The following is a 25,756-nucleotide window of genomic DNA, read 5'->3' as shown; positions in this document are numbered from 1 at the left end:
CACGTTTTACGGGACTACACCATGCCTACGCTTCTAGTCACCGGCGCCGCCGGAATCGTCGGAACCGCCCTGCGGCCGTACCTGCGCGAGCGCTTCAGCCTGCGCCTGCTGGACCGCCGGCCGGTCAGCGAGCTGGCCGCCAATGAAACCGCCCTGGTCGGCGACCTGACCGACCCGGCCTTCGTCCGCCAGGCCTGCGAGGGTGTCGACGCGGTGCTGCACCTGGCCTGTGCCCACGGCACCGATATCCAGTTCCAGGCCACGGTAGAGCCCAACTACCACGCCACCCTGTACCTGCTCGAAGCCGCCCAGCGCGCCGGGGTGCGGCGTTTCGTGTTCGCCAGCAGCCACCATGTGCTGGGGCAGTACCGCACCCAGGCTGGCGAACAGTTCGACGACCACCCGGTGGCGCCGGACAGCTACTACGCGTTGAGCAAGGTGTTCGGTGAAGCGGCCTGCGCGACCTTCTCCCAGCGCAGCGAGCTGGCCACGTTCATCGTGCGCATCGGCAACGCCGACGCCAAGGTCGCCGATGCCCGTCGTCTGCGCCTGTGGACCAGTGCCCGCGACCTGGCCCAGTTGGTGCTGATCGGCCTGGAGCACCCCGAGGTGCGCCACGAGATCGTCTACGGCGTGTCGGAATGCCCCCAGGCGCTGTTCCACAACAACCGTGCCCGCGCCCTGGGCTACCGGCCACAGGACCATGCGGCCGAGCACCTGGCCGACAACTTCCTCGCCTATGACGCCATGGCTCCGGTCGGTTCCGGCCGTGACCATGTAGGTGGCGCCTATGCCGGGGTGGCCCTGGCCAGTGTTCTGGAGCAAGCATGAAGATCGTCCGCATCGATACCCAGATCGTCGAAATCCCCTTCCACGACGGCGGTCGCGGGGTGGGCGGCACGCCTTCGGCCTGGCGCACACTGGAGAACGTGCTGGTGCGCGTCGAAGACGAACTGGGTAACGTTGGCTGGGGCGAGGCGTTCGGCTACTTCGTCGCCGACGCCACCAAGGCCCTGATCGACCGCCTGGTGGCGCCCCAGGTGCTGGGCCGCGAGGTCACCGACATTGCGGCGTTGAACATGGAGCTGCAGCAACGCCTGCACCTATTCGGCCGCTACGGCGTGACGATGTTCGCCATTTCCGGCCTCGACATCGCCCTGTGGGACCTGGCCGCCCGCCGGCAGCGCTTGCCGTTGCACCGCCTACTCGGCCAGGCCTATCGCGAACAGGTACCGGCTTATGCCAGCCTGGTGCGTTACGGCGATGACCAGGTGGCCCCGGCCACCTGCGAAAGGGCGCTGGAACAGGGGTTCAGCGACATCAAGCTGCACGAGGCCACCCTGCATGACATCGGCGCTTGCCGGCGTGCTGTCGGCGATGATGTGCCGCTGTCCACCGACGTCAATTGTTCCTGGACCGTGCAGGGCACCCGCGACTGGCTGCCGGCGCTGGCAGAGCTGAAGCTGGCCTGGCTGGAAGAGCCGATCTTCCCGCCCGAGGACTTCACTGCCCTGGGCAGCCTGCGCGGGCAGGGCGTGGATATTTCTGCCGGGGAAAACTGGTGCACCGCCGTGCAGTTCGAACAGGCCCTGGTGACCGCTGCGGTGGATTCCATACAGCCCAGTGTGACCAAAGTCGGTGGCATTTCCGAATGCCTGCGCATCGACCGCCTGGCCGAGCAGCATGAGGCGGTGATTCTGCCGCACTGCCCATACTTCGGCCCGGGCCTGATCGCCACCCTGCACCTGGCCGCCGTACAGCGTCGGGTGCCGCAGGTGGAGTACCTGTTCGTCGAGCCGGCTGGCTGGTTGTACCCGGTGGAGCAACTGCGCCAGGGTAACCAGCTGCAGATCCCTCAGGGCCCAGGTTTAGGCCTGGACATCGACCTGCAAGTGGCCGAGCGCTTCCGCCGCTAACCCGCCCCGTTAACGCCTCACCGCCGGGCCTCGGCACGGCGGCAGAGGCTGTGCATGCCTGAAAATGGCATTGGAGGTTCTATGCACACCGTGGTTCTGAGCAATGCCACCTGGTCGCTGGGCGTGCTGCCGGCCTGGGGCGGGCGCATCGCCCACCTCAATGCCGAGGGGCTGGACATCCTGCTGCCGATCAACGCCAACCGGTTCAACCCGCTGGACTGGCCACGGGCTGGCGCCTACCCGCTGATGCCGTACTCCAACCGCATCCGCAACGCGCGGTTGCAGTTCACCGGCACCGAGTACGCGTTGCCCGCACATCCGGCGGCACTGCCCCATACCTTGCATGGCGTGAGCCACACCCAGCCTTGGCAGGTAGTGGACAGCGGCAGCGATCGCTTGAGCATCACCTGCGACTACTTAGGCGAGCACTGGCCCTGGGCGTTTCGCGCCGAACAGCACTTCGCACTCGACGGCGCACGCCTGCGCATCACCTTGGTGCTGATAAACCTGGGGCAAACGCCCATGCCTGGCGGCCTCGGGCTGCACCCGTACTTCCAGCGCCACCCCGGCATGCGCGTGCAGTACCGCACCGGGCGCGAGTGGCAGATCGATGGGGAGTACATGGCGACCGGCGCGTACCAGGAGGGCGCCAGGGACTGGTCGATCAATGCGGATGCCGGCGAACCGCTCGCGCATTACCAATCACGCTGGAATGGCCAGATGCAGATCGATTACGCCAATGGCCATGTGCACCTTCAGGCCTCGCCGGTGCTGAACCACTTCGTCGCATTCGCCCCGGTCGGCAGCGCGTACCTGTGCCTGGAGCCGGTATCGCATCTGGCTGACGCGTTCAACCAGCCCCGCGACAGCTGGGCCGAAACCGGCACCCATGAACTCGCCCCGGGCCAGCGCCTGGAGGCCACCCTCGAATTCACCTGGCAACACCGCTAACGCAACACCTCACATACCTATAAGAAGAGCACAACAACAATGAAACACTCCTCGACTGGAGCGGGCTTTGCTCGCGTTGCAAAACCCTTGTCCCTGCTGCTCGGGCTCGGCCCGCTGTATGCTCAGGGAGCATTCCTCGAAGACAGCAAGGCCAACCTGACCTTTCGCAACTTCTACTACAACCACGACCTGCGCGATTCGACCAAACCTGCCCAGTCGAAGCTGGAGGAGTGGGCCCAGGGCTTCATTCTCAAGGGCGAGTCGGGTTATACCGATACGGCTGTCGGGGTGGGCGTGGATGTATACGCAGGCCTCGGCCTGAAGCTCGACTCGTCGCCCTCGCGCAGCGGCACTGCGCTGCTACCCGGGGCCTACAATCGCGCCGGCGGGCCGCGCAATGCCGACCCGCGCTCGGTGGACGAGTTCTCCGAGGCCACGGCGGCGGTCAAGTTCAAGTACTCGAAGAGCGAGCTCAAGGTGGGCGGGCTGTTCCCGAAGATTCCGCTGGTCAGTTCTGGCGACGCACGCCTGCTGCCGCAGTTCTTCGAAGGGGCGATGCTGGATATTCGCGAACTGGACAACGTCGATATCGGCCTGGGCCAAATGCGCAAGGTCAATCAGCGCGAGTTCGCCGGGGCCCGGGATATCCAGGTGGGCAACTACTACAGCGTGTTCAGCGACCGCTTCGATTACCTCGGTGGCACCTGGCGCGCCACGCCGCAAACCTCGTTGGGGGTATGGACCGGCCGCCTGGCGGATGTCTACCAGCAAACCCTGTACACCGGCACCCACACCCTCAAGGCCGGTGACTGGAACCTCTCCGGCACGCTCAACTACCTCGACACCGGCGAATCCGGCAGCGAAAAGGCCGGCCAGCTCGACAGCCGCATGACTTCGGCAATGCTCAGCGCCAACCTGCGTGCCCAGACGTTCCGCCTTGGCTACCAGTACAACGCTGGCGACAGTGCCTTGCCGTTCATCCACGACACCGACTTGCCCGGGGTGGCCAACGCCGTGCAGGTGCTGCGCTTCGACCGCGCCCAAGAGCGCTCCTGGCAGGCCCGCTACGACCTTGACTTCGCTGCCCTTGGTGTACCGGGGCTGACGGCATTCGCCCGCTACGTGAAGGGCGACAACTTCAAGGTGGCCGGCGAGGACGGCAGCGAATGGGAGCGCAATGTGGACATTACCTACGTGATCCAGAGCGGGCCCCTGAAGAACCTGGCGCTGCGCTGGCGCAACGTCCAACTGCAGGGCGATGCCACCGGCCGGCGTGATGAAAACCGGGTGATCATCGCCTACACCTTGCCTTTGCTCTGACCTGGAGGATTGCCCGTGGTATCCCGTCCGCTCGACCCTGCCATGCAGGCCTACATCGACAACAGCCAACGCTTCGCTCCGCATGACGGCAGCCTGGCGGCCCGGCGCGAAGCCTTTCTCGCTGCCTGCCTTGCCTGCACGCCGCCGCGGCCGGCGGGCTGGCAGGTTGCCGATATCGACCTGGAGGGCTTGCGCCTGCGCTGTTACACCCCCCCGGGCGCAGTGCCGCCCGGGGGGTGGCCGACGCTGCTGTACCTGCACGGCGGCGGCTGGGACCTGGGCAATCTCGACACCCATGACTGGTTTGCCCATGCCCTGGCGCGGCGGGTGCCACTGGCGATCGTCGCCGTGGAGTACCGGCTGGCGCCGGAGCATGCCTATCCGGCGCCGCTGGAGGACTGCCTGAACGCATGGCTCGGTTTACGGGCCGGGGTTGTCGACCCCCGTCTCAGCACGGCGTGCCTGATGGTGGCGGGGGACAGCGCGGGTGGCACGCTGGCTGCGGGCTTGTGCATGGCATTGCGCCGTGACGGGTTGGAGCAGCCGCGGGGGCAGTTGCTGGTGTATCCGGTGCTGACGGCTCGGCAGCACTTGCCATCGATGCGCGAACAGGCCGAGGCGCCGATGATGACGGTGGCGGGGTTGATGAAGTCATTGGCAGGCTTCGTGCCCGCAGCGCCGCAGCGTAATGACCCCTGCGCCATGCCGCTGGAAGCTGAAGACTTTTCCGGGCTGGCACCGGCGTTGGTGCTGGTGGCGCGAGTCGACCCGCTGTGCGATCACGGGCTGGCCTATGTCGATGCGCTGGCGGCGGCGGGCGTGGCGGCCCGTGCTTGTGTGGGCGAGGGCATGGTGCACTCAAGCCTGCGGGCATTCGGGGTGGCCGAAGTCGAACAGGCCTGGGATCACATGGCGGCGCAGCTGCAGCGCTGGGCTGGCGATTGACGCGCGCAGCCCTCAGGTGCTTTCGCGAACCACCAGGTTGAAGCCCACATCTTCCACCTGTTCCCCACGCCCCAGGCTGCCTTCGATCCGCTGCAGCAGCAACTCTGCCGTACGCAAGCCAATGCGCCCGCCGTCAACATTCACCGTGCTCAAGCGCGGATGGGTGTGTGCGGCGAATTCCAGGTTGCCAAAACCCATCACTGCGAGGTCCTGAGGCACCCGCAGGCCGTTGGCCTGGGCCTCGGCCATGACCCCCTGGGCGAGCAGGTCGATACTGCAGATCACTGCATCCATCGGCACCTTGGCCGCCAGCAGCCGGGCCATGGCTTCACGGCCGTGGCCCATATCCACCGGCACGGCTTCGAGCTCGCAGGCGACCACTTTGACGCCTGCCTTGCGCAGGGTATCGGTACACGCCTGGCGCCGTCGGGTGGCGCGGGCGTCGTCGCTCCAGACCAGGCCGACGCGGCAGTGGCCGCGTTCGATGATGTGCTCGGCCATGGCCTGGCCGACGGCCTCGTGGGAAAAACCGACCACAGTGTCGATCGGGTCCTGCGCCAGCTCCCAGGTTTCCACCACCGGAATGCCACGGGCGATCAGCTTTTCCCGCGCTTCAGGGCTTTGCAGCTGGCGGGTCAGCACGATGCCGTCGGGGCGGCGGGCGAGTATCGCATCGATCAGTTCCGCTTCACTGCTGTTTGCCAGGTCTGACTGGCTCAGCAGCAACTGGTAGCGTGCCGTGGCCAGGCGCTGGCCGAGCTGGGTGATGGTGTCGACGAAGGCACGGTTGGCGATGTTCGGCACCACCACAATGACCAGCCGACTGCGCTGCGAAACCAGGGCGCCCGCGAGCATGTTCGGCACATATCCGGTCTTGCGGATGGCATTGCGCACCTTTTTCTGGGTTTTCTCCGACACCAGTTCCGGCCGGTTGATCACTCGGGAAACGGTGATGGGCGAGACCTTGGCCATCTTCGCCACGTCATCGAGGGTGGCAGGGGCAGCCAGCAGTGGTTTCGGATCAGCGACGGTAGCGGGCGTTTCCAGCATGGGGGCCTCTGGACGGGAGCTTTGAGCATATTGCCGATTCTACCGGAACGGCGCGCGTTTTTTTGCATTTCCTGCTAATTCCCAATGCATGGGAATTCACTGCGAACAGCGATTTGCAAAGCCCGCCAGCTCAGGCCTAGGATTAATGACAGCGCTGTCATTTGATAACGCTGTCATTGGTCGGAATCAGCTCTTCAAAAGGGCTGCGAGCTGCCAGAATCCGAAGCAGGTGCCGGTGCAAGGCCCTGCACGACGCCAATAAAAACAATGAGGCTACCGCGATGCACAACCACGACACCTACGCCGCCGGGCCTGCCCCTGGCGCCGTGGCCGCGTCCACCACGGCTACCCGCTATCGTTATTTGATCCTGGCCCTGATCACCATGGTCTTGGCCCTGAGCAGCGGTGATCGCGCCGCCCTGTCGGTGGCCGGTTCCGACATGAGCAAGGAGCTCGGCATCAGCTCGGTGGAAATGGGCTACCTGTTCTCCATCTTCAGCTGGGCCTACGTGATCTTCCTGATCCCTTCCGGCTGGCTGGCTGACCGCTTCGGCTCGAAGAAAACCATGGCCCTGGCCATCTGCGTGTGGTCGGCATTTACCGTGTGCATGGGTCTGGTGCACTTCGTCGGCATGATCGTGCCGCTGCTGCTGGCTCTGCGCTTTCTGCTGGGTGTGGCCGAGGCGCCAGTGGGGCCGGCCTCGACGCGGGTGATCGCGTCCTGGTTCCCGTCGGCAGAGCGGGGCATGGCCGGGGCCATCTTCAACAGTGCGCAGTACATCTCGCTGGCGTTCTTCACCCCGTTCATGGGCTGGCTGTGCTACGCCTTCGGCTGGGAATACGTGTTCATCGTCATGGGCATCGTCGGCTTCGGCATCGCCGCGATCTGGTGGAAAAACTACTACCTGCCGGTCAGCCACCCAAAGATGAATGGCGAGGAACTCGACTACCTGCGCAAGGGTGAAGCGCTGGTCGACCTCGAAGCCCAGGCCTCGCTGCCCAAGGAAAAGCGCCGCAGCTCGCTGGCGGAAGTCGGCCTGCTGTTCAAGAGCCGCATGCTGATCGGCATGTTCATCAGTCAGTACTGCGTCAGTGCGGTCACCTGGTTCTACGTCACCTGGTTCCCGATCTACCTGGTCAAGGAGCGTGGCTTCGACATCCTCCAGGCTGGCCTTGTCGCTTCGATTCCGGCCCTGTGCGGGCTGATCGGCGCGGTGTCGTCGGGCTTCTTCTCTGACTACCTGCTGCGCCGCACGAAGTCTCTGAGCATTGCCCGTAAAACGCCAATCATCACCGGCGTGCTGCTGAGCTCGACCATGATGCTGTGCAACTACGTCGATGCCCAGTGGCTGGTGATTGCGGTGATGAGCCTGGCGTTCTTCGGCAAGGGCTTTGGCAACCTCGGTTTCAGCGTGGTGGCCGACACCGCGCCGCGGGAAATGATCGGCATGACCGGCGGCGTGTTCAACGCCCTGGGCAACACCGCCGGCATCGTCACTCCGGTGGTGATCGGCTACCTGCTGCACTCCAGCGGCTCGTTCAACAGCGCACTCATCTATGTCGGCGCCCACGGCCTACTGGCGGCGTTCTCCTACCTGGTGATCGTCGGCCGCATCCAGCGTTTGCAGCTCTCCGACCTGACCGGCAAACCGGCCAATGCTCAGTGATTCAGAGGACCACGCCATGATCGAAAGCAACGTCTACATCGACCCGAAGATCGCCGCCCTGCAACCTGGGCCAGCGACCACTGACAGCATCGCCTGGATCAAGCTGTCGTACACCGTGCTGCTGCTCGGCGCGCCAATCAGCGATGCCAAGGTACTGACCGGGCGGCAGAAGCCGCTGACCGAAATCGCGTTCATTTTTGCCGAGATCCGCACCCGCGAAGGCCATGAAGGCATCGGCTTCGGTTACTCCAAGCGCGCCGGTGGCCCAGGCATGTACGCCCACGCCCAGGAAATTGCCCCGACCTTGCTGGGCGAGGACCCCAACGACATCGCCAAGCTCTACAACAAGCTGCTCTGGGCCGGTGCCTCGATGGGCCGCAGCGGCCTGACCACCCAGGCCATCGCGCCGTTCGACATCGCCCTGTGGGACTTGAAAGCCAAGCGCGCCGGCTTGCCATTGGCCAAGCTGCTGGGCGCTCACCGCGACTCGGTGCAGTGCTACAACACCTCCGGCGGCTACCTGTCGACGCCGCTGGAAAAGGTTCTGGAAAACGTACAGACCTCCCGTGGCAATGGTATCGGCGGCATCAAGATCAAGGTCGGCCAGCCGGACACCAGCATCGACTTCAATCGCGTGCAGGCGGTGCGCGAGCAACTGGGCGAAGGCTTCCCGCTGATGGTCGACGCCAACCAGCAATGGGACCGCGTCACCGCCCAGCGTTTCTGCCGCAAGCTCGAACAGTTCGACCTGACCTGGATCGAGGAGCCGCTGGACAGTGCTGACGTCGAGGGCCACGCCGCCCTGGCCGCATCGCTGGACACTGCCATCGCCACCGGCGAGATGCTCACCAGCTTCAACGAGCACGCCCAGCTGATCACCGCAAACGCCTGCGATTTCGTCCAGCCCGATGCGCCGCGGGTCGGCGGTATCACGCCGTTCCTGCAGATCATGAGTCTGGCCAGCTTCAAGGGCCTGAAGCTGGCGCCGCACTTCGCCATGGAAATCCACCTGCATCTGGCCGCGGCGTACCCGGAAGAGCCATGGCTGGAGCATTTCGAATGGCTCGAGCCGATGTTCAACGAGCGCCTGGAGCTGCGTGAAGGCCGCATGTGGGTACCCAATCGCCCGGGCCTGGGCTTCTCCCTCAGCGAACAGGCCCTGGCCTGGACCCAGCACAGCATCGAGTTCGGCAAACGCCCTTGAGCAAGCCATGGCGGTGGCGCTTGTGTCGCCACCGCCATGGGTGACAACACCCACAGGAAAACACCATGAGTCACCGTGAAGTCAGTCCAGTCATTCGCCTCGATGCCGCCGACAATGTCGTGGTCGCGCGTATCGAAATCCCTGCCGGCACCGCCATCACCGGTGAAGGTGTCACCACCCAGCAAGCCGTGCCGCTGGGGCACAAGGTCGCTGCCCGGCTGATCGCCAAGGGCGAGCCGGTGCTCAAGTACAACACGGTGATCGGTTATGCCGCCGAGGACCTGCCGCCTGGCACCTGGATGCACAGCCACAACATCGCCTTCGGCGAAACCGACCGCGACTACCGCTACGGCCTGGACTACATCCCCACCGACCTGCTGCCGGCCGAACAGCGCGCGACCTTCCAAGGCATCGTCCGCGAGGACGGCCGCGTGGCCACGCGCAATTACCTGGGCGTGTTCGTTGTTGGCAACTGCGGCGCCACGGTGGCGCGCAAGATCGCCAACCACTTCGACGAGCGCCGCCTGGCCGGCTTCCCCAACATCGATGCCGTGGTGCCCTATGTGCACGAAATCGGCTGCGGCATGGAAATGACCGGCGAGCCGATGGACCTGCTGCGGCGCACCATCGCTGGCTACATCAAACACCCCAACACCGTGGGCGCGGTGGTAATTGCCCTGGGCTGCGAGCGCAACAACATCCATGGCTTCTTCGAGCAGGAAGGGCTCGTGGAAGGCGATATGCTGAAGAAGCTGGTGATCCAGGACGTTGGCGGGGTCAAGAGCGCCACCGACCAGGGCATCGCGCTGATCGAAGGCATGCTGCCCAAGGCCGACCAGGCGCGGCGCGAGCCGGTGTCCGCCGAGCACTTGATGATCGGCATGCAGTGCGGTGGTTCAGATGGTTTCTCCGGCCTTTCGGCCAACCCGGCGCTGGGGGCGGCGGTGGATATCCTGGTGCGCCATGGCGGCACCGCGATCCTTTCGGAGACTTCGGAAATCTTCGGTGTCGAACACACCCTGACTGCCCGCGCCGCCACCCCGGCGGTGGGCCGAAAGCTGATCGAGCGCATCGAGTGGTGGCTGGAGTACAACCGCGGCCGCGATACCCAGATCAATGGCCGGGTCAGCCCCGGCAACAATGCCGGTGGCCTGGCCAACGTGCTGGAAAAGTCCCTGGGCGGCGCGAAGAAGGGCGGCAACGCGCCGCTGATGGACGTGTACGAGTATGCCCACCCGGTGAAGACCCACGGGCTGGTATTCATGGACACTCCCGGCTACGACCCGGTCTCGGCCACCGGCCAGATCGCCGGCGGTGCCAACCTGATCGCCTTCACCACCGGCCGCGGCTCGTGCTTTGGCTCGGTGCCGGCGCCGACCTTCAAGCTGGCAAGCAACTCGCCCATGTACCAGCGCATGAGCGACGACATGGACATCAACTGCGGGCAGATCATCGACGGCGACAAGACCATCGCCCAGATGGGCCAGGAAATCTTCGAGCGCCTGCTCGCCCATGCCTCGGGGGAGGCAACCAAGAGCGAACTCAACGGCCTGGGCGAGGATGAATTCTGCCCGTGGCAGATAGGCGTGCTCGCCTGACCCGGCCTCTTCGCGGCTAAAGCCGCTCCCACAGGATTCACCTTGATCCCAGGGGCTGCACAGTCCCTGTGGGAGCGGCTTTAGCCGCGAAAGGGCCCTCTCGGAAAATCACAACAACAATGGCCGGTGCGAAACCCGGCCAAGGGACCTGTCATGCATAAAAACAACAAGACGCTGCCCGCTGCCATCCTGCTGTCCGCTACGCTCCCGGCCCACGCCCAAGGTTTCCTTGAAGATAGCCAGGCCTCGCTGAAAGCCCAGAACTTCTACCTCAACCGCGACTTCCGCGAAGACGCGGGCATTTCCAAGCGCGAAGAATGGGCCCAAGGCTTCATCCTCGACTTCCGCTCCGGCTACACCCCCGGCACCCTCGGTTTCGGCGTCGATGCCCTCGGCATGCTCGGCCTGAAGCTCGATTCAGGCCCTGGCCGCAGCGGCACTGGCCTGCTGCCGGTCGGCGACGACGGTCGCGCCCCGGACCAGTACAGCAAGTTCGGCATCACCGCCAAGGCGCGGCTGTCGAAGACCGAACTGAAGATCGGCACCCAGCTGCTCAAGTACCCGACCATCGCCTCCAGCACCGGACGCATCCTGCCGCAGACCTTCCAGGGCGGTGTGCTCACCTCCAAAGAGTTGGATAGCCTGACTTTCACCTACGCGCAGATCGACCGCACCACCAAGCGTGACTATTCCCACACAGAGGCCATGAGCCTGGTCAATAAGAACCGGCGTTTCAGCGGCACGCCCGAGGCTGACGACTTTCGCATGGGCGGTGTGGACTTCGTGGTCAACCCCAACTTGAGCCTCAGCTACCAATACGGTGAGCTCGACGAGATCTACGGCCAACATTATTTCGGCCTGCTCGGCAGCACCGCGCTGGGCCCTGGCAAATTGGCCCTGGATGCGCGCTACTTCATAAGCGACGACAAGGGCGAGGCGCTGGCCGGCCCGGTCGACAACCGCACGCTCAATGTGCTGCTCAGTTACAGCCAAGCCGGGCACACCTTCGGCGTCGCCTACCAGGGCCTGTCCGGCTCCACGGCCATGCCTTACCTAGTCGGCACCGACGCCTACTTGACCAACTACATGATGGCCGCCGACTTCATGGAAACCGGCGAGCGCACCTGGCAGCTGCGCTATGCCTACGACTTCGTCGCCCTGGGTATTCCGGGACTTACGTTCTCGACCCGATATAACCATGCCGATCATGCCAACCCGGCCACCTTCGCCGGGGAAGGGCGCGAGTGGGAGCGCGACACCGACCTGGGTTACACCATCCAGTCCGGGCCACTGAAGAACGTCAACGTGCTGTGGCGCAACGCGGCGCTGCGTTCCAACTATCAACGCGATATCGATGAGAACCGGCTGATCGTGAGTTACACCTTGCCGCTGTTCTGATTGCTCAAGTCATGTACGAGGAGTAGCCGCCGGGTATTGGCGGTGTGGCCGGTAAAGTCTTTTACCGGCCTTTTTTTCAATGGCGGACTCAGAAATGATTTTTCATCGTCGGCTGCAGGCCAAGGTGCTCCCGTGTGCGAGCTACCGCCTGAGCCTCGACCTCGGGGGCGGCGTTGCCCCAGCTATTGCGCACATAGGTCAGCACGGCGGCGATGTCGCTGTCACTGAGCTTCCAATCAAATGAAGGCATGCCGGCCCCGGTGACGTTGCCTTCGGTGACCACCGCCTGGCCGCCCTTGAGCACCGTGCTCACCAGGTTCGCACCACTGGGTGTGCGGATTCCGGGGTTGTCGGCAAAGCCCGTGACCATGCCGGGCAGGCCTTCGCCCCTGACATTATGACAGGCCATGCAATTGAGCTCGTACACCTGCGCACCGCGCTGCATGATCGGTTCGCTGGCGGCAATGGCGGGTGGCGGGGTGGTCTTCGAGCCGTCGACTGATTTGAGATATTCGGCGATCGCAGCCAGGTCCTGGTCGTTCAGGTGCTGAGTGGAAAATTCGACCGCTTCACCCATCGGCCCCGAGGCGATCGCCTGGTGGTTGGCCCCGGTCCTGAGGTAGACCGCTATCTGCTCCGCGCTCCAGCTGCCCAACCCGCGATAACGGTCGCCGGTGATCTCCGGCGCGTAGCTGTCGAGCAGCTCGGCACCCTGCAGGTAACGACCGGTGTCGCCACCGAGCAGGTTCTTCGGCGTATGGCAGGCCGCGCAATGGCCGGCGCCGTCAACCAGGTAGCGCCCGCGGTTCCATTGTGCGGACTGTTCGGGCTGTGGCACGAACGGGGTGTTGTCGAAGAACAGCAGATTCCAGCCCAGCAGGGTCTGGCGAATGTTGAACGGGAAAGCCAGGGTGTTGGGCGTGGGCGCCTGCTGCACCGGTTGCACTGTGCGCATGTACGCCCACAGGTCGTGCAGGTCGGCGTCGCTGATCTTGACGTAGGCGTTGTAGGGCATGGCCGGGTACAACCGTTGCCCGTCCTTGCGCTGGCCATGGCGCACCGCACGGAAGAAGTCGCGCTCGGTCCAGCGGCCGATGCCGGTCTGCGGGTCGGGGCTGATATTGGTCGAGTAGATCACGCCAAAGGGCGTCTGCAACCCGTAGCCGCCCGCGAATGGAGCGCCGCCTGGCGTGGTGTGGCAAGCGGCGCAGTCGGCCTGGGCCGAAACGTACGCGCCGCGGGCGACGGCGGCAGGGTCGACCGCAAGGGTGTCGGCGCCAGTCAGTTGGTCATCGGCGACGTTGTCAGCGGCACTGTCGTTGCTGTGCAGCACGGCGGCGGCGAGGCCGGCCAGCGCCAGCGCGATGCAGCTGGCCAGCAAGGTCTTGGTCTTCATGGCAGCTCCTTTCACGCCTGCACCAGCGGGCCGGGGTTCTTGATGTATTGCTCGATGATCGCCTTGGCCGTCCACAAGGCCAGGGCGCCGATGGTCACGGTGGGGTTGTAGCCGGCGTTGTTGGGGAACGACGAGGCGCCGAGCACGAACACGTTGTGCGCTGCCCAGCACTGTTGGAAGCGGTTCAGGGCACTGGTGCGCGGGTCGGTGCCCATCACCACACCGCCATTGGTGTGTGAGGAGTCGTTGGCGCGGAACGGCGTGTAGTGGTCGGCGGCGAAGTTGTAGGACTCGATGTGCTGGCCGCCGACGGCCTGGGCGATCCGATCGCACTGCTTGCGGATGAACTCGCCCGAGCGCTTGTCGTTGAGGTTGTAGTCGAAGGTCATGCGCATCAGTGGCCGACCGTAGTTGTCCTTGTAGGTCGGGTCGAGGTCGAAGTACATGTCCTCGTGGGCATAGCTGGTGCCCTGGCCCTGGATCATCGCCCAGTTCTGGTAGCTGTGCCGGAAGGCCTGCTTCCAGCCTTTGCCCCAGGTCGGCGCGCCTTTGGGCAGCACGCCGGCCATGCCGATCGGCAGGCCGCTGTTGGACAGCGACTGGATGCCCGCGCCGCCAATGAAGCCCAGGCCGCTGTGGTCGAAGTTGTCGGCGTTGAAGTCGTCGATCTGGATGGCCAGGCAGCCGGTGTTGATGAACGGGTTGAGGTGCTCCTGCTCGAACCACAGGTAGGCGTAGGAGAGTGTCTGGAAGCTGTAGTTGCGCCCGATCACGCCACGGCGGGTGCGCGGGTCATAGGGCTCGCCGATGCCCGAAAGCAGCATCAGGCGCACGTTGTCGAGCTGGTAGGCGGCGACGATGACGATGTCGGCGGGCTGTTCACCCTGCATGCCGTGCTTGTCGATGTAGCTGACCCCGGTGGCGGTCTTGCCGTCGGCGGACTTGTTGATGTGCAGTACTTCGGTTTCGGTCAGCAGTTCGAAGCTCGGGTGGCGCATCAGCGCCGGCACCACGCAGGCGTTGGGGCTGCTCTTGGACCAGTTGCCGCAGCCGAACAGCTGGCAGTAGCCGCAATAGGTGCAGGGGCCCATGCGCACGCCCAGCGGGTTGACGTAGGCCTGGGAGATCGTGCCGGCGGGGACCGGGAAGGGGTGGTAGCCCAGCTCGGTGGTCTTGTGGGTGAAGATGTCATTCCAGTGGCTGGGCACCAGTGGCGGTGTCGGGAATTCACGGCTGCGTGAACCTTCGAAAGGGTTGCCGCCGGGCATCACCTGGCCCTCGATTACCCCGGCCTTGCCGCTGGTGCCGGCGATGCGCTCGAAGCGGTCGTAGAAGGGTTCGAGTTCGGCGTAGGTCACACCCCAGTCCTGCACCTGCAGGCCCGGCACCAGTTGCTGCTTGCCGTAGCGCTCCACGGTCTTGCTGTACGGCTCGAAGTCGAACGGGTTGAAACGCCAGGACGCGGCGGCCCAGTGGGTACCGGCGCCGCCAACGTTGTTGCCGAGGGTCAGGTTGCTCCACTCGCGCACCGGCAGGGCTTGCTGGCCGGCGTGGTTGCGCACGGTGTAGGTCTCCAGGCGCGGCGGCTGGAGGATTTCCTTGCGGGTGGCCCAGCGCAGTTCGTCGGTGTCCACCGAGGGCGGAAAGTCCGTGGCGGTGTCGCGCCAGGCACCACGCTCGATGGCCACCACCTTGAGTCCGGCCCGGGCCAGTTCCTCGGCGATGATCGAGCCGGACCAGCCCAGACCGATCACCACCACGTCCGCTTTGGCTCTTGTCGTTTTCATCTGTATTCCTTGGGGCGCGCGCAGGCGGGGGCCGGCAGGGCCACGGGGCTGCCTCGCGCAAAATTGGGGGGAAGGTCCGGGTGGACTCAGCCTGCCCGGTCGAGCAGGCTCACCGGCTCCAGGTCGAGCGGCAGGCCTTTCCTGTGCAGATACGGGCGATAGTCGTAGCGGGCGCCGGGGAAGCCGATCAGCCGCCAGCCCACCATGTCGCGGTTGCCGCCATACATGGGGTCGGCCAGGTAGCCTTCGCGCACGTTCTGCAGCAGCAGTGCGAAGAAGTCGGCATCCAGGGGCGCAGTACCGGCTTCCATCGCTCGCAGCAGTGCATCCTGCTGTTCACCGGTCAGGCCGCTGAACGGCCGGGCATGCTGCTGCTGGCAGTACTGACCGAGCCGCGCCAGGCCATCGCGGTAGCGCTGCGCAGGCGTCAGCCTGAACTGCGGCCCTTGCTCGGGCGTTCCCTGCACGTAGGGGCCGAGGCGGTAGGTGCTGGCGGCCTGGCCGTAGGGCCCGGCCAGTTGCCGGTCGATAAACACCACGCAGCCGGCCTGGCTGGCGCTCATGCCCAGTTCGTCCTCGGGGATCAGGCGGTCGAAGATGGCCGCCACTTCCCGGGCTTCGTCTGAGGTGAGGTAGGCTAGGGCGCCGGATTTCGGCGGTTGGGGCAGGGCGTCGGCGTGGGTGCCGCTGGCCCGCGGGCGGTCGCTGGCGAGCACGCCGGCACTGGCGCTGCCGATGGCGCCAAGGGCGCTGATTTGAACGAGTGAGATCAGGGCTTCACGTCGATTCATGTCCATCATCCTCAGGACGTGCGTCGGCCAAGGGGCACTGGCGACGCGTGCGTTATTGTTATGGGGCCGGCCTTGTGGCTGGCGGGGCGAGTCTAGGGGCGCAGCGACGGCCCGCGCCATGACTGTTTTGACGGGTTTCCTTCAAGATTGTCGCAGGCTACTCTTGCCCGACTTCAGCAACGGTGCATCCACGGGGTAGGGCGGGTATGGCTTCAGACGGCAAAGGGCAGGTGCGTGCGGCAGTCACCTTGAGCGATGTGGCGCGCTTGGCCGGCGTCGCGCCGATGACGGTGTCGCGCTACCTCAACCAGCCGGACACCGTGCGCGAACCGACCCGCCTCAAGGTGCGCCGGGCCATCGAGCAGACCGGTTACGTGCACAACCGCCTGGCCGGCGCGCTGAAGTCCAGCCGCACGCGGCTGGTGGCGGTGGTGGTGCCGATGGTCACCAACCCGATCTTCTCCGACACCTTCCAGGCCATCAACGAGCGCCTGATCAAGGCTGGCTACCAGGTGCTGCTGGGCGTCTCGGGCTACCAGACCGAGCAGGAGCAGGAGCTGCTGGAGGTGATCCTCAGCCGCCGCCCGGACGGCATCATCCTCACCGGCACCCTGCACACCAGCCTCAGCCGCAACCGCCTGCGCGCGGCTGGCGTGCCGGTGGTGGAAACCTGGGACCTGTCTGCCGAGCCGATCGACATGCTGGTCGGGTTTTCCCACGAACAGGCCGGGCGCGAGGTGGCGCGGCAGCTGGTGGGCCAAGGCTACCGACGCTTCGCCCTGCTGGCCGTTGACGACCCGCGTGGCTTGCGCCGTGCCGACAGTTTCGTCCAGGCCCTGGCCGAGCAGGGCATCACCGACGTCCAGCGCCAGACCTGGCAGGGCCTGCCGTCCCTGGCCCAGGGTCGTGAAGGCCTGAGCGTGCTGCTCGAGCAGTCCGCCGTCGATAGCGAAGGCCCTTGCGCCGTGGTGTGCACCTCCGACACCATTGCCCAGGGCGTGCTGACCGAAGCGGCCGCCCGCGGCATCGCGGTGCCCGGGCAACTGGCGGTAATGGGCTTTGGTGACATGGCCTTCGCTGCGCACACCTTCCCGGCCTTGTCGACGGTACGTATCGACGGCACCCTGATGGGCGACACGGCCGCCAGGATGTTGCTGGAGCGCCTGGGCGGCGATGCGCAATCGCCCGCGACCGTTGATATCGGCTTCAGCCTGGTGCAGCGCGAGAGCACTCAGACGCTGGAAAGTTAACGTTAACATTTTCACGCTTCGGCAAACTTTTTTCTAAATCCTCTTGTCCTGTATTTCTGGATGCGCTAGGTTTTTTAGCGGAAATGGTAACGATACCATTTGCTGGAATGGACTCAGGACAAGAACAATGTCGAAGATCACCTGTGTTAGAACCCTGCGCCTGCCCGAACGCCCCAAGCTGCTCTGGCTGGAGATCGAAACCGATGAAGGCCTGATCGGCCTGGGCGAAACCTTTCGTGGTGCTGCCACCGTCGAGGCGGCCATCCACGAACTCATCGCCCCAGGATTGATCGGCCGCGCCTCACGGCAGATCGAAGCAATCTCCCTGGAACTCACCACGCCCTACGTCGGTTACCACAGCGCCAGCGCCGAAATCCGCGCCGCCAGCGCTGTGGACATCGCCCTGTGGGACCTCAAGGGCCAGCGCCACGGTATCCCCATCCATGAAGCGCTCGGCGGTGCCTGCCGCGAGCGCATCCGGGTGTACAACACCTGCGCCGGCTACGAATTCAACACCCAGCAGGGTGCCCGCCGCGAGATCAGCGCAAGCGACTGCGCCCAGGGCCCTTATGACGATCAGTTGGCCTTCAGCCGCGACGCCGGCGCCCTGGCGATCAGCCTGGTGGAGGAGGGCTACACGGCCATGAAGATCTGGCCGTTCGACCAGTTCGCCCGCCAGCCCGGGGCCAACACCATCAGCCTGGACGAGGTGCAGAAGGGCTGCGAAGCGTTCCGCCAGATTCGCGCGGCGGTGGGCAACCGTATCGAGATCATGTGCGAGCTGCACAGCCTGTGGGACACCACGGCAGCCCTGCGCATCTGCCAGGCGCTGGAAGCCTTTGACGTGTACTGGGTGGAAGACCCGCTGTGCAAGATGGACGACGCCCAGGCCCTGGCCGACCTGCGCAAGCGTACCCGGGTGCCGATCTGCGCCAGCGAAACCCTGGGCGGCAGTACGGCCTACCGTGACCTGCTCAAGGCCGACAGCCTCGATTACCTGATGCTCGACCTGGTGTGGTGCGGCGGTTTCACCGAAGCGCGCAAGATCGCCGCGCTGGCGCAGGCCTACAACAAGCCGCTGGCGCCCCACGACTGCACCGGCCCGGTGGCGTTGTTCGCCGGCTTGCACCTTGGACTGCATGCGCCCACGGCCGTGCTTCAGGAAGTGGTGCGGGCATCGCTGTCGAGCTGGTATGGCGAACTGGTTACCCAGCTTCCGCAGATCGATGGCGGCTTCGCCCTGGCACCGCAACGGCCTGGCCTGGGCACGGCACTGCGGCCTGAAGTGCGCCTGCGTACCGATGCGATCGTGCGTGAAACCCACTGCTGACTGATTGCTGCGCGGCAGCCTCCCAGGTTGCTCGCGCTTGCAAACCGGTATCGAGAATACAATGAAAAAAATACATTCTCTGCGCCGCTTCATCGCCGAACACCGGCGCCATGAAGTCATTGCCCTGCTGTTCGTGATGATGATCATCAACCAGGGCGACCGCGCCACGCTGTCCATCGCCGGCGCCAGCCTGGCCGATGAAATGGGCCTGGGGCATGCCCAGATGGGCTGGCTGTTCTCGGCCTTCGCCTGGGCCTACATGCTCCTGCAACTGCCGGGTGGCCTGGCCATCGACCGCTTCGGCAGCATTCGCGTGCTGGGGCTGGCGATCGTCGCCTGGTCGCTGTTCACCGGGTTGATTGGCACTGTCGCGATGATGCCGGTGGGCCTGGCCTTCGTCGCCGTATTCGCCCTGCGATTTCTGGTCGGCGCTGCCGAGGCACCGTGCTTTCCGGCCAACAGCAAGATCGTCTCGATGTGGTTCCCCACGGCCGAACGTGGCACCGCGACGGCGATCTTCAATTCGTCCCAGTACTTCGCTGCGGTGGTGTTCACACCATTGCTGGCGTGGGTCTCGACCCGCTGGGGCTGGCCGTGGGTGTTCTATGTGATGGGCGTGGCGGGCGTCGCCATGGGCGTGGTGTTCATTCGCCGGATCAAGGCGCCAGTCGAGCACCCGACGCTGACGGCGGTGGAACTCGAGGCCATGCGCCTGGGCGGGGCCAGCCTGCGCGAGCACGCTAGCAGCCGGCCGCCAGGGCAGGGCTGGCGCGACACCTGGACGCGCGCCCGTGGCCTGCTGCGCCAGCGCATGTTCCTCGGCATCTACCTGGCGCAGTTCTGCATCAGCACGCTGACGTTCTTCTTCCTCACCTGGTTCCCGGTGTACCTGGTGCAGCAGCGCGGGCTGTCGTTGCTGGATGCCGGCCTGTTGGCGGCGGTGCCAGCCATCTGCGGATTTGTGGGCGGGATTACCGGCGGCATGGCTTCGGACTGGATGTTGCGCAAGGGGATGTCGCTGACGTTGGCGCGCAAACTGCCGATCTTCATCGGCATGGCGCTGTCGATGAGCATGATCCTGTGCAACTACGTGGAAACCAACCTGCTGATCGTGCTGTTCATGGCCCTGGCGTTCTTCGGCAAGGGCGTGGGCGCGCTGGGCTGGGCGATCATCGCCGATGTCTCGCCCAAGGACAGCATCGGCATGAATGGCGCGATCTTCAACACCTTTGGCAGCCTGGCCGGCATCGTCACCCCGGTGGTGATCGGCTACATGGTGCAGTCGATGCACTCGTTCAATGGTGCCCTGGTGTATGTCGCGCTGAATGCCGTGGGTGCGTTCGTCAGCTACCTGCTCATTGTCGGCCCGCTGCAACGCCCCGACGACAACTCGAACCCGCAAGACCGCGACCGGCCCGCGCCATCGCTCAAGCCTGCTACTGCGCGCTGACTTTATTACTGACAAGGACAATAACAATGAATACATCAGGACGTACCTCCCGCGCATTGCGCATTGCCGGTTTTGCCCTCGGCCTTGCCTGCACCCCGCTGGTACAGGCGCAGGACCTGCCGCCCAGCGGCCAGCCGCTGACCGAGGTCGCTCGCCTGGACTGGCTGTGCAACGCCGTGGCACTGACTTCCGGTGGTCGCCTGTTCGTCGGCCTGCCGCGCTGGCCAGGCTTCGAGAAAACCCCGTCGATCGCCGAGGTGCTGCCCGACGGCAGCCTCAAGCCGTTCCCGGGCGGGCAGTGGAATGCCTGGGCACCGGGCAAGCCGAGTGCTGCGGCGCTGGTAAAGATCAACACCATCCATATCTTCGACGACGACACCCTGTGGGCCATCGACCAGGGCGAGGATGCCGGGCCCAAAGGCATCAACCCCGGGCAGAAGATCCTGCAGTTCGACACCCGCGACGGCAAGTTGCTGCGCAGCATCAGCCTGCCCGCCAGCGTGTTGCCGGCCGGCGCCCACCTCAACGACCTGCGCCTGGACAGCGAGCATGCCTATGTGACCGACTCGGGCCTGGGCGCGATCATCGTTGTCAACCTGAAAACCGGTGAAGCCGTGCGCCGCCTGGCCGGGCATCCGTCGACGCAGATGGCGCCCGAACGCCGGCCGATCGGTGAAAACGGCCAGCCGCTATTGCTGGCTGACGGCAGCGATCACCAGGTGCATTCCGACCCTATCGAGATCAGCCCCGACGGCCAATGGCTGTACTACCAGCCGCTGAGCGGGCCGTTGTGGCGGGTGCCGACCGCAGCGTTGCGCGACACGCGGATCAGCGAAGCGGAGCTGGGCAAGCAGGTCGAGTTCGTGCATGACACCAGCCCGCTGACTGGCACGGCGATGGACAGTGCCGGCAACGTCTACCTGGGCGAGTATGACCGGCCGCGCGTGTCGGTGTACGCGCCGGACGGCACGCTGCGCGTGGTCGCCGAAGACCCGCGGCTGTGGAACCCGGATGCGATGATCATTTCCGACCAGCGCGAGCTTTATATCCCGGTGCCGCAGAGTGCGCGCTTGGCCTCCAACCGTGGTCCTGGCGGCCAGGACGCGATCGTGCGGCCATTCATGATCTACAAGGTGCAACTGCCGGCAGCCCTGGGGGGGCGCGAGAAAGTCCCGGCCGTGGTCGGCAAGCCGCTGACCACCGTCGCCCGCTGATCCACTTACCCCATTAACCCACTTGATGCACTTGCGAGCCCCTGCGGCTCGCGAGCAGGGCGCCCCTGCGCCCGCATTCAGCCAGCCCTGCGCAAACACGCACAGGGCACCAACCAGGAGATGTACCGATGAAAACAACAATGACCATCGCCGCCTTGTCCCTTGCCTTTGCCATGGCGACTTCTGCCCAGGCCGCCAGCCCGGCGCCGACGGTGGTGGCCCAGGAAAACCTGTCCACCGCCGCTGCCCTGCAGTTGACGCAGCAAGCCACCGAGCTGGCCGCCAGCCGGGCCATGAAGATCTGCATCGCGGTCACCGATGCCGACGGCCACCTGCTGGCCTTCACCCGTATGCAGGGTGCATATGCCGGCTGCGTCGAGGCCTCGATTGCCAAGGCCACCTCGGCAGCGCGCTTTGCCATCAACACCATCACGTTCTATGACCTGGCGCGCAAAGAGAACCTGGCCATCGGCACCATCCCCGGCATCCTGCCGGCAGTGGGCGGGGTAGTGGTCAAGCACGGTGGCAATGTGGTCGGCAGCGTTGGCGTAAGCGGTGCCACCGACCTGACCGAGCAGAAACTCGCCGAAGACGTGGCGGCGACCTTCCGCTGATGGCCGTGGCCCTCTGTGCGAATGCGCGGAGGGCCAATCTGGATCGATTGAAAAGGAATTGCAGATGAACGTTTATTTCCGGCGCCTGCTCCTGGCTGGCCTCACTCTGTTTGCTGCGCCATGGGCCCAGGCCAGTGAAGGCACTGCCTTGCGTGGCACCACTCAGCTGTCCCTGGGCGGCGCGGCAGCGCTGCTCGACAGCGCCGTGGCCAAGGCTCGCGCCGAAGGCACTCACCCGTGCATCGCGGTGACCGACACCAATGGTTACCTGCTGGCCTTCAAGCGTATGGACGGCGCCGCCCCAGGCTGCATCGAGGCGGCGATCAAGAAGGCTAACTCGGCGGCGATCAACGACGTCGACACCGTGGTGTTCTACGACCTGGCGCGGCAGAAGAACCTGCAGCTGGGCAGCATTCCCGGGATCCTGCCCGCCGTCGCCGGGGTGGTGATCCGCCAGCAGGGCCAGGCAGTCGGTGCCTTGGGCGTGGCCGGCGGTGCCAGCGATGACCAGGAGCAACGCATGGCCACGGAGCTTGCGCGTGCCTTCGAGAAAACCCTGCCTGTCAGCCACCCTTGATCGAGGTTCGTGATGAACAGTCCTGTACGTTCCCTTGATGTGGTCGAGGGCGCTTATGCCAACGACTACGGTCTGCTCAAGCCGTCGCGCATGCCCAACGCACTCAGCGTGGCCGGGCTGGCGGCGACTCTGGTGGCCGCCCTCTATTGTGGTTGGGGCAACCATACGTTGCCAGATTTCGCCGCCTGGTCGAGCACGCTGTGGATGTGCGTCGCCTTGTTCAGTGCGGCGCTGATCACCCCCAGGGCGTTCGCCCCGGGCTTTCTGCTGTCGTTGCTGCCGTTCCTGATTGCCTGGCGCGTGGCGGCGATGAACGATGCACTTGTCATGGTCTGGGTCGCGAGCATCGCCGCCGTGCCGTTGCTGTTGCAGTTCGCCGACTGCGTGCTCGGCGACCTGCGTCGTGATCGCAAGAAGCCAGGGGCCTGGCTGGGGTTGCTGTTGTGGCAGGCGACGATCGTGCGCATGTACTTCGGCCTGAACGAGCTGTGCCACAGTTCCGAGAAGATCTTCGCCGGGCTGGGCTGGTTCCATCGCTTGGAGACGGGCTTCCAGGGCTTTGGCCTGGGTGAGGTCGCGGCGTACTTCGTGGTGCTGGGCGGGCTCATCGAGTTTGCCAGTGCCGTCAGCGTCGGGCTGGGGTTGTTCGCACGGCTGGGGGCATTTGTGAGCCTGGTGTATTTCCTGGTAGCTACGGTCGGTTTCGGCGGTGAGTGGAGCCGGGGCTATGCCTGGGCTTCGCCGGGCGGGGGCGGCTGGGAGTACGTGATGCTGCTGATGGTGGTGTTTGCCGGGGTGATGGTGACCGGGGCCGGCAAGTTCTCGCTGGATGGTTGGTTGTTGCGTCGGGGCTGGATGCCGCGTCGCTTGATGTGGTTGGCATTCAACGTTAAGGGTGCCAGTCCCCGCGAGTAGAGAAGGCAAGCGGAGTAGGCGAAACTTGCACAGCCATGGCAGACTCCGCACCTTTTGTTAGTGGATGTTTCCAGGTGGACAAGATTGACCGTCGCCAAGGCATGGCGGATGTCGCCCAACTGGCTGGCGTCAGCCTGAGTACCGTCGACCGTGTGTTGAACGAGCGCGGCAGCGTTTCCGACAGCAAGCGTCGCAAGGTGCTGCAGGCAGCCCAGGTGTTGGGGCTCAAACGCCTGCTGCCGTCTGCGCTGCATGGCTTGCTGCGCTTTGCTCTGATTAAGTTGATCGTCATTCGGTGAGATGAAAATTTGCTGGCGAGGCACCATGTTAAAACGGCCGTGTCCCAAAGGCGTGTGGCCGGCGACATACATCGAGGTGTGTTTTTCCAGAGGCCTGAAGACTAAAAGGAATCAACAAATCTCATCCAGATGCTAAGGAAATGTACGCTCCCTTGTGGAACACCAAGGGGGCTCTACCGTGATCGGTGAATGCAACGACTTGTCCAAGGATGACATGGTGGTCGCCTGCATCGATTTGGCCAAAAAGCTCACATTCAAGATGAGCAGAACACCCATAGAACACTGGGGCTCCCCCGGCCCCGCAGGTATGTTCGACTGCGGCGAACTTCTCCTCACCACTTCTGGCGAATCTGTTAGATAAGTCGATTTGTTCGGCGGCCAAGATGTTCACCGCGAAATGAGACGCTTGGCTGAATACCTCATAGCTAGAGGAGCGCTTGTCGATGCTCCACAAGATGAGGGCCGGATTTAACGATACGGAGCTGAAGCTGTTCGCCGTAACGCCCACCTTTCTGCCTGCTAGAACTGCGGTCATGATGGTTACCCCAGTTGGAAAATTACCAAGCGCATTTCTAAATGCGCGGGGATCTATTTGGGGGGGATACTTGAGTTTGGTTACTGGCGAGCTTTGCATCGGCGTGTTCCTTCGCGCTGCTGATATTGTTGGCACAATTTATCCATGGCGGGCCTCCAGGTGCATATCGTGGGATGCGCCTGGAGGCTTTTCGTCACGCCCAGCCCAGTTGCTTACCCGCGTGGCTGTCGTTCCACACCTTCGTCACCTCGGCCACTTTGCCGTCCTTCAACCTCATGACGAAAACGTAGTCCGAAATTACTGGTCTGCCGGTGGCTGGTACAGGTTCATTGATACCAGTGTGAGTCCCGCAGAACCGAGCAAACGCGATAACGGTTTGACGCTTTTCATCAGTCGCAACGTTGACCAGTTCGTAATGTGCGTCCGGCAAAATTTCGAGAAGATGCGGCATCGAGTCGCTATATGCTTCAACTGTTTTCATCGCCTCAAGAGACTCAGCTTGAACGTTGAATACAGCGCCGTCGTGGCAGTAATGGCGGCACTCCTTCCATCCTTTGCCAGACTCACAGACTTCAAAGAATGCCATGGCAGTTTCGGCGATAGTGCTCATGAGGTAGTCCTTCCAGTGAGTGATCAGATGAGAGAGTCTGCATATGCAGCCGAGCTCGAGTTCGCTGTACTACTCAAGGCGTTGAAGCCCGAGGAGCGACGCTCGGTACTGCCCTTGAGGTAAGCGAGCGGGTCTTCAAAATCGCGGACATAGCCCATGGCGAAGCATCCACACTGGTAGCCCATCAGCTTCAGCAAATCGTCAGGGAGAGTACGAGCTACTTCTGGTGGGGTGGCCAGATACTGGTTTTCTTCTTGGCGTACCCAGCCTACCGCGTAGGTGATGTTCAAGGCCTGGCGAACCTTGTCGCTCTTGTTCTCACCAGCGCCGTGGTAGATCTTGCCGGTGTAGAGCAAGACGGAGCCCTTCTTCATTTCCGCTGGAATGCCAGCTGTCGGAGAGTACTTCTGGCCAGGCCCGGCGAACTGGCTGTCTGGAACGATACGAGTAGCACCGTTTTCGGCGGTGTAATCCGTCATCGCCCACAGCGTATTGCACTGAACCTCGTAGTCGTTCGGGAACTGGAAAAAGTCCCAGGCCAGCTGATCCTGATGCAGCACCTGGGCGGGCGAACCCGGATGTACAGAGATCACTTGTGTCAGGTGCAACTGGAAGGTTGAAGCCTTACTCAAGTGTCTAGCAGCCACCCCAACCACCAAAGGATTCATGATCAGATCACGCGAGGTTTCCGAGCGGAGGATCATTGCGCCGGTACGCTGGGTAGAGAACCCTACAAATTTATCCTCTCCGAAAGGCGTGGTGTCGATGTACGGGCCCATCTCAGCGGCGACCTTGTCCATGACATCAGCGCTCACGAGTTCATCGATCACGACGTACCCATGCTCTTTCAAGGAATTACTGACTTCTTCGATGGTGGCGGTATTGGGCAAGCGGTTAATGAGCATTTTGATTTCCTCTTTGAATGCAGTGAAGGGACTG

General features: G+C 64.2%; 23 protein-coding genes and 1 pseudogene. 17 read left to right on the top strand and 7 right to left on the bottom strand.

Annotation, left to right across the window (positions count from 1 at the left end; all coding sequences use genetic code 11):
- The first annotated feature begins 21 nt into the window (after positions 1 to 21).
- From ACE4QZ_RS16145 to ACE4QZ_RS16125, 5 genes are all read left to right on the top strand, one after another.
- Positions 22 to 831: an NAD-dependent epimerase/dehydratase family protein gene (locus ACE4QZ_RS16145; protein ID WP_103469149.1), complete on the top strand. Its 810-nt coding sequence runs from the start codon at positions 22 to 24 to the stop codon at positions 829 to 831.
- Positions 828 to 1,916: a mandelate racemase/muconate lactonizing enzyme family protein gene (locus tag ACE4QZ_RS16140; RefSeq protein WP_103469148.1), complete on the top strand. Its 1,089-nt coding sequence runs from the start codon at positions 828 to 830 to the stop codon at positions 1,914 to 1,916. Before ACE4QZ_RS16145 ends, ACE4QZ_RS16140 begins: the two co-directional genes overlap by 4 nt.
- An 81-nt stretch (positions 1,917 to 1,997) precedes the next feature.
- A complete protein-coding gene (locus ACE4QZ_RS16135; protein ID WP_103469147.1) occupies positions 1,998 to 2,867 on the top strand; it encodes an aldose 1-epimerase in 870 nt (289 codons plus the stop codon).
- 39 nt (positions 2,868 to 2,906) lie between these two features.
- The gene (locus ACE4QZ_RS16130; protein ID WP_103469146.1) at positions 2,907 to 4,187 is read left to right on the top strand and encodes an OprD family porin; all 1,281 of its coding nucleotides are present in this window, start codon (positions 2,907 to 2,909) and stop codon (positions 4,185 to 4,187) included.
- A gap of 15 nt (positions 4,188 to 4,202) precedes the next feature.
- Positions 4,203 to 5,132 (top strand): alpha/beta hydrolase, encoded by a 930-nt coding sequence (locus ACE4QZ_RS16125; RefSeq protein ID WP_247726818.1) that lies wholly within the window; start codon positions 4,203 to 4,205, stop codon positions 5,130 to 5,132.
- 12 nt (positions 5,133 to 5,144) lie between these two features.
- Here the strand turns inward: ACE4QZ_RS16125 and ACE4QZ_RS16120 are convergent, their stop codons facing one another.
- Positions 5,145 to 6,182 carry a LacI family DNA-binding transcriptional regulator gene (locus ACE4QZ_RS16120; RefSeq protein WP_103469145.1) on the bottom strand — a complete coding sequence of 346 codons (1,038 nt, stop codon included), beginning with the start codon at positions 6,180 to 6,182 and terminating at the stop codon, positions 5,145 to 5,147.
- Between the two features lie 281 nt (positions 6,183 to 6,463).
- On the opposite strand from ACE4QZ_RS16120, the gene ACE4QZ_RS16115 reads away from it, so the two are divergent.
- The 4 genes from ACE4QZ_RS16115 (at position 6,464) to ACE4QZ_RS16100 (ending at position 12,049) form a co-directional block, all read left to right on the top strand.
- Positions 6,464 to 7,849 (top strand): MFS transporter, encoded by a 1,386-nt coding sequence (locus ACE4QZ_RS16115; protein WP_103469144.1) that lies wholly within the window; start codon positions 6,464 to 6,466, stop codon positions 7,847 to 7,849.
- A 16-nt stretch (positions 7,850 to 7,865) separates the two neighbouring features.
- Positions 7,866 to 9,053, top strand: coding sequence for an L-talarate/galactarate dehydratase (locus ACE4QZ_RS16110; protein WP_103469143.1), 1,188 nt, complete (start codon positions 7,866 to 7,868; stop codon positions 9,051 to 9,053).
- Positions 9,054 to 9,118: 65 nt separating this feature from the next.
- On the top strand, positions 9,119 to 10,651 hold the full coding sequence (locus ACE4QZ_RS16105) for a UxaA family hydrolase (protein WP_103469142.1): 1,533 nt from the start codon (positions 9,119 to 9,121) through the stop codon (positions 10,649 to 10,651).
- 153 nt (positions 10,652 to 10,804) lie between these two features.
- On the top strand, positions 10,805 to 12,049 hold the full coding sequence (locus ACE4QZ_RS16100) for an OprD family porin (protein ID WP_103469141.1): 1,245 nt from the start codon (positions 10,805 to 10,807) through the stop codon (positions 12,047 to 12,049).
- An 88-nt stretch (positions 12,050 to 12,137) separates the two neighbouring features.
- Here the strand turns inward: ACE4QZ_RS16100 and ACE4QZ_RS16095 are convergent, their stop codons facing one another.
- From ACE4QZ_RS16095 to ACE4QZ_RS16085, 3 genes are all read right to left on the bottom strand, one after another.
- On the bottom strand, positions 12,138 to 13,445 hold the full coding sequence (locus ACE4QZ_RS16095; protein ID WP_103469140.1) for a c-type cytochrome: 1,308 nt from the start codon (positions 13,443 to 13,445) through the stop codon (positions 12,138 to 12,140).
- An 11-nt stretch (positions 13,446 to 13,456) separates the two neighbouring features.
- Complete coding sequence (locus tag ACE4QZ_RS16090; RefSeq protein ID WP_103469139.1) at positions 13,457 to 15,232, bottom strand: GMC family oxidoreductase; 1,776 nt, start codon at positions 15,230 to 15,232, stop codon at positions 13,457 to 13,459.
- An 86-nt stretch (positions 15,233 to 15,318) separates the two neighbouring features.
- Positions 15,319 to 16,023, bottom strand: a complete 705-nt coding sequence (locus ACE4QZ_RS16085; RefSeq protein WP_103469138.1) for a gluconate 2-dehydrogenase subunit 3 family protein — start codon at positions 16,021 to 16,023, stop codon at positions 15,319 to 15,321.
- Positions 16,024 to 16,229: 206 nt separating this feature from the next.
- Between ACE4QZ_RS16085 and ACE4QZ_RS16080 the strand changes: the two genes are divergently transcribed.
- The 8 genes from ACE4QZ_RS16080 (at position 16,230) to ACE4QZ_RS16045 (ending at position 23,672) form a co-directional block, all read left to right on the top strand.
- Positions 16,230 to 17,273 (top strand): LacI family DNA-binding transcriptional regulator, encoded by a 1,044-nt coding sequence (locus ACE4QZ_RS16080; protein WP_103469137.1) that lies wholly within the window; start codon positions 16,230 to 16,232, stop codon positions 17,271 to 17,273.
- A gap of 127 nt (positions 17,274 to 17,400) precedes the next feature.
- Positions 17,401 to 18,603, top strand: coding sequence for a mandelate racemase/muconate lactonizing enzyme family protein (locus tag ACE4QZ_RS16075; protein WP_103469136.1), 1,203 nt, complete (start codon positions 17,401 to 17,403; stop codon positions 18,601 to 18,603).
- A 61-nt stretch (positions 18,604 to 18,664) separates the two neighbouring features.
- On the top strand, positions 18,665 to 20,053 hold the full coding sequence (locus ACE4QZ_RS16070; RefSeq protein WP_103469135.1) for an MFS transporter: 1,389 nt from the start codon (positions 18,665 to 18,667) through the stop codon (positions 20,051 to 20,053).
- A 26-nt stretch (positions 20,054 to 20,079) separates the two neighbouring features.
- A complete protein-coding gene (locus tag ACE4QZ_RS16065; RefSeq protein ID WP_103469134.1) occupies positions 20,080 to 21,267 on the top strand; it encodes an L-dopachrome tautomerase-related protein in 1,188 nt (395 codons plus the stop codon).
- Between the two features lie 128 nt (positions 21,268 to 21,395).
- Positions 21,396 to 21,881 carry a GlcG/HbpS family heme-binding protein gene (locus tag ACE4QZ_RS16060; protein ID WP_232099724.1) on the top strand — a complete coding sequence of 162 codons (486 nt, stop codon included), beginning with the start codon at positions 21,396 to 21,398 and terminating at the stop codon, positions 21,879 to 21,881.
- Between the two features lie 64 nt (positions 21,882 to 21,945).
- On the top strand, positions 21,946 to 22,458 hold the full coding sequence (locus tag ACE4QZ_RS16055) for a GlcG/HbpS family heme-binding protein (RefSeq protein WP_103469132.1): 513 nt from the start codon (positions 21,946 to 21,948) through the stop codon (positions 22,456 to 22,458).
- 12 nt (positions 22,459 to 22,470) lie between these two features.
- A complete protein-coding gene (locus ACE4QZ_RS16050) occupies positions 22,471 to 23,373 on the top strand; it encodes a DoxX family protein (RefSeq protein ID WP_103469131.1) in 903 nt (300 codons plus the stop codon).
- A 74-nt stretch (positions 23,374 to 23,447) separates the two neighbouring features.
- Entirely contained in the window at positions 23,448 to 23,672 is a 225-nt protein-coding gene (locus tag ACE4QZ_RS16045) for a helix-turn-helix domain-containing protein (protein WP_197862837.1), read from the top strand.
- A 142-nt stretch (positions 23,673 to 23,814) separates the two neighbouring features.
- Here the strand turns inward: ACE4QZ_RS16045 and ACE4QZ_RS16040 are convergent.
- The 3 genes and pseudogenes from ACE4QZ_RS16040 to ACE4QZ_RS16030 form a co-directional block, all read right to left on the bottom strand.
- A pseudogene (locus tag ACE4QZ_RS16040) lies at positions 23,815 to 24,306 on the bottom strand (flavin reductase family protein); the annotation flags it as partial.
- A 94-nt stretch (positions 24,307 to 24,400) separates the two neighbouring features.
- Positions 24,401 to 24,817, bottom strand: coding sequence for an ester cyclase (locus ACE4QZ_RS16035; RefSeq protein WP_177410017.1), 417 nt, complete (start codon positions 24,815 to 24,817; stop codon positions 24,401 to 24,403).
- A gap of 23 nt (positions 24,818 to 24,840) precedes the next feature.
- The gene (locus ACE4QZ_RS16030; RefSeq protein ID WP_103469129.1) at positions 24,841 to 25,722 is read right to left on the bottom strand and encodes a phytanoyl-CoA dioxygenase family protein; all 882 of its coding nucleotides are present in this window, start codon (positions 25,720 to 25,722) and stop codon (positions 24,841 to 24,843) included.
- Positions 25,723 to 25,756 lie beyond the last annotated feature (34 nt).

Origin of the sequence: Pseudomonas sp. DCA-1, assembly GCF_046523955.1 — a bacterium.
Taxonomy (GTDB): domain Bacteria; phylum Pseudomonadota; class Gammaproteobacteria; order Pseudomonadales; family Pseudomonadaceae; genus Aquipseudomonas; species Aquipseudomonas putida_Y.
Note: the sequence above shows the minus strand (reverse complement) of the source record. Positions and strands in the feature narration are given on the sequence as shown.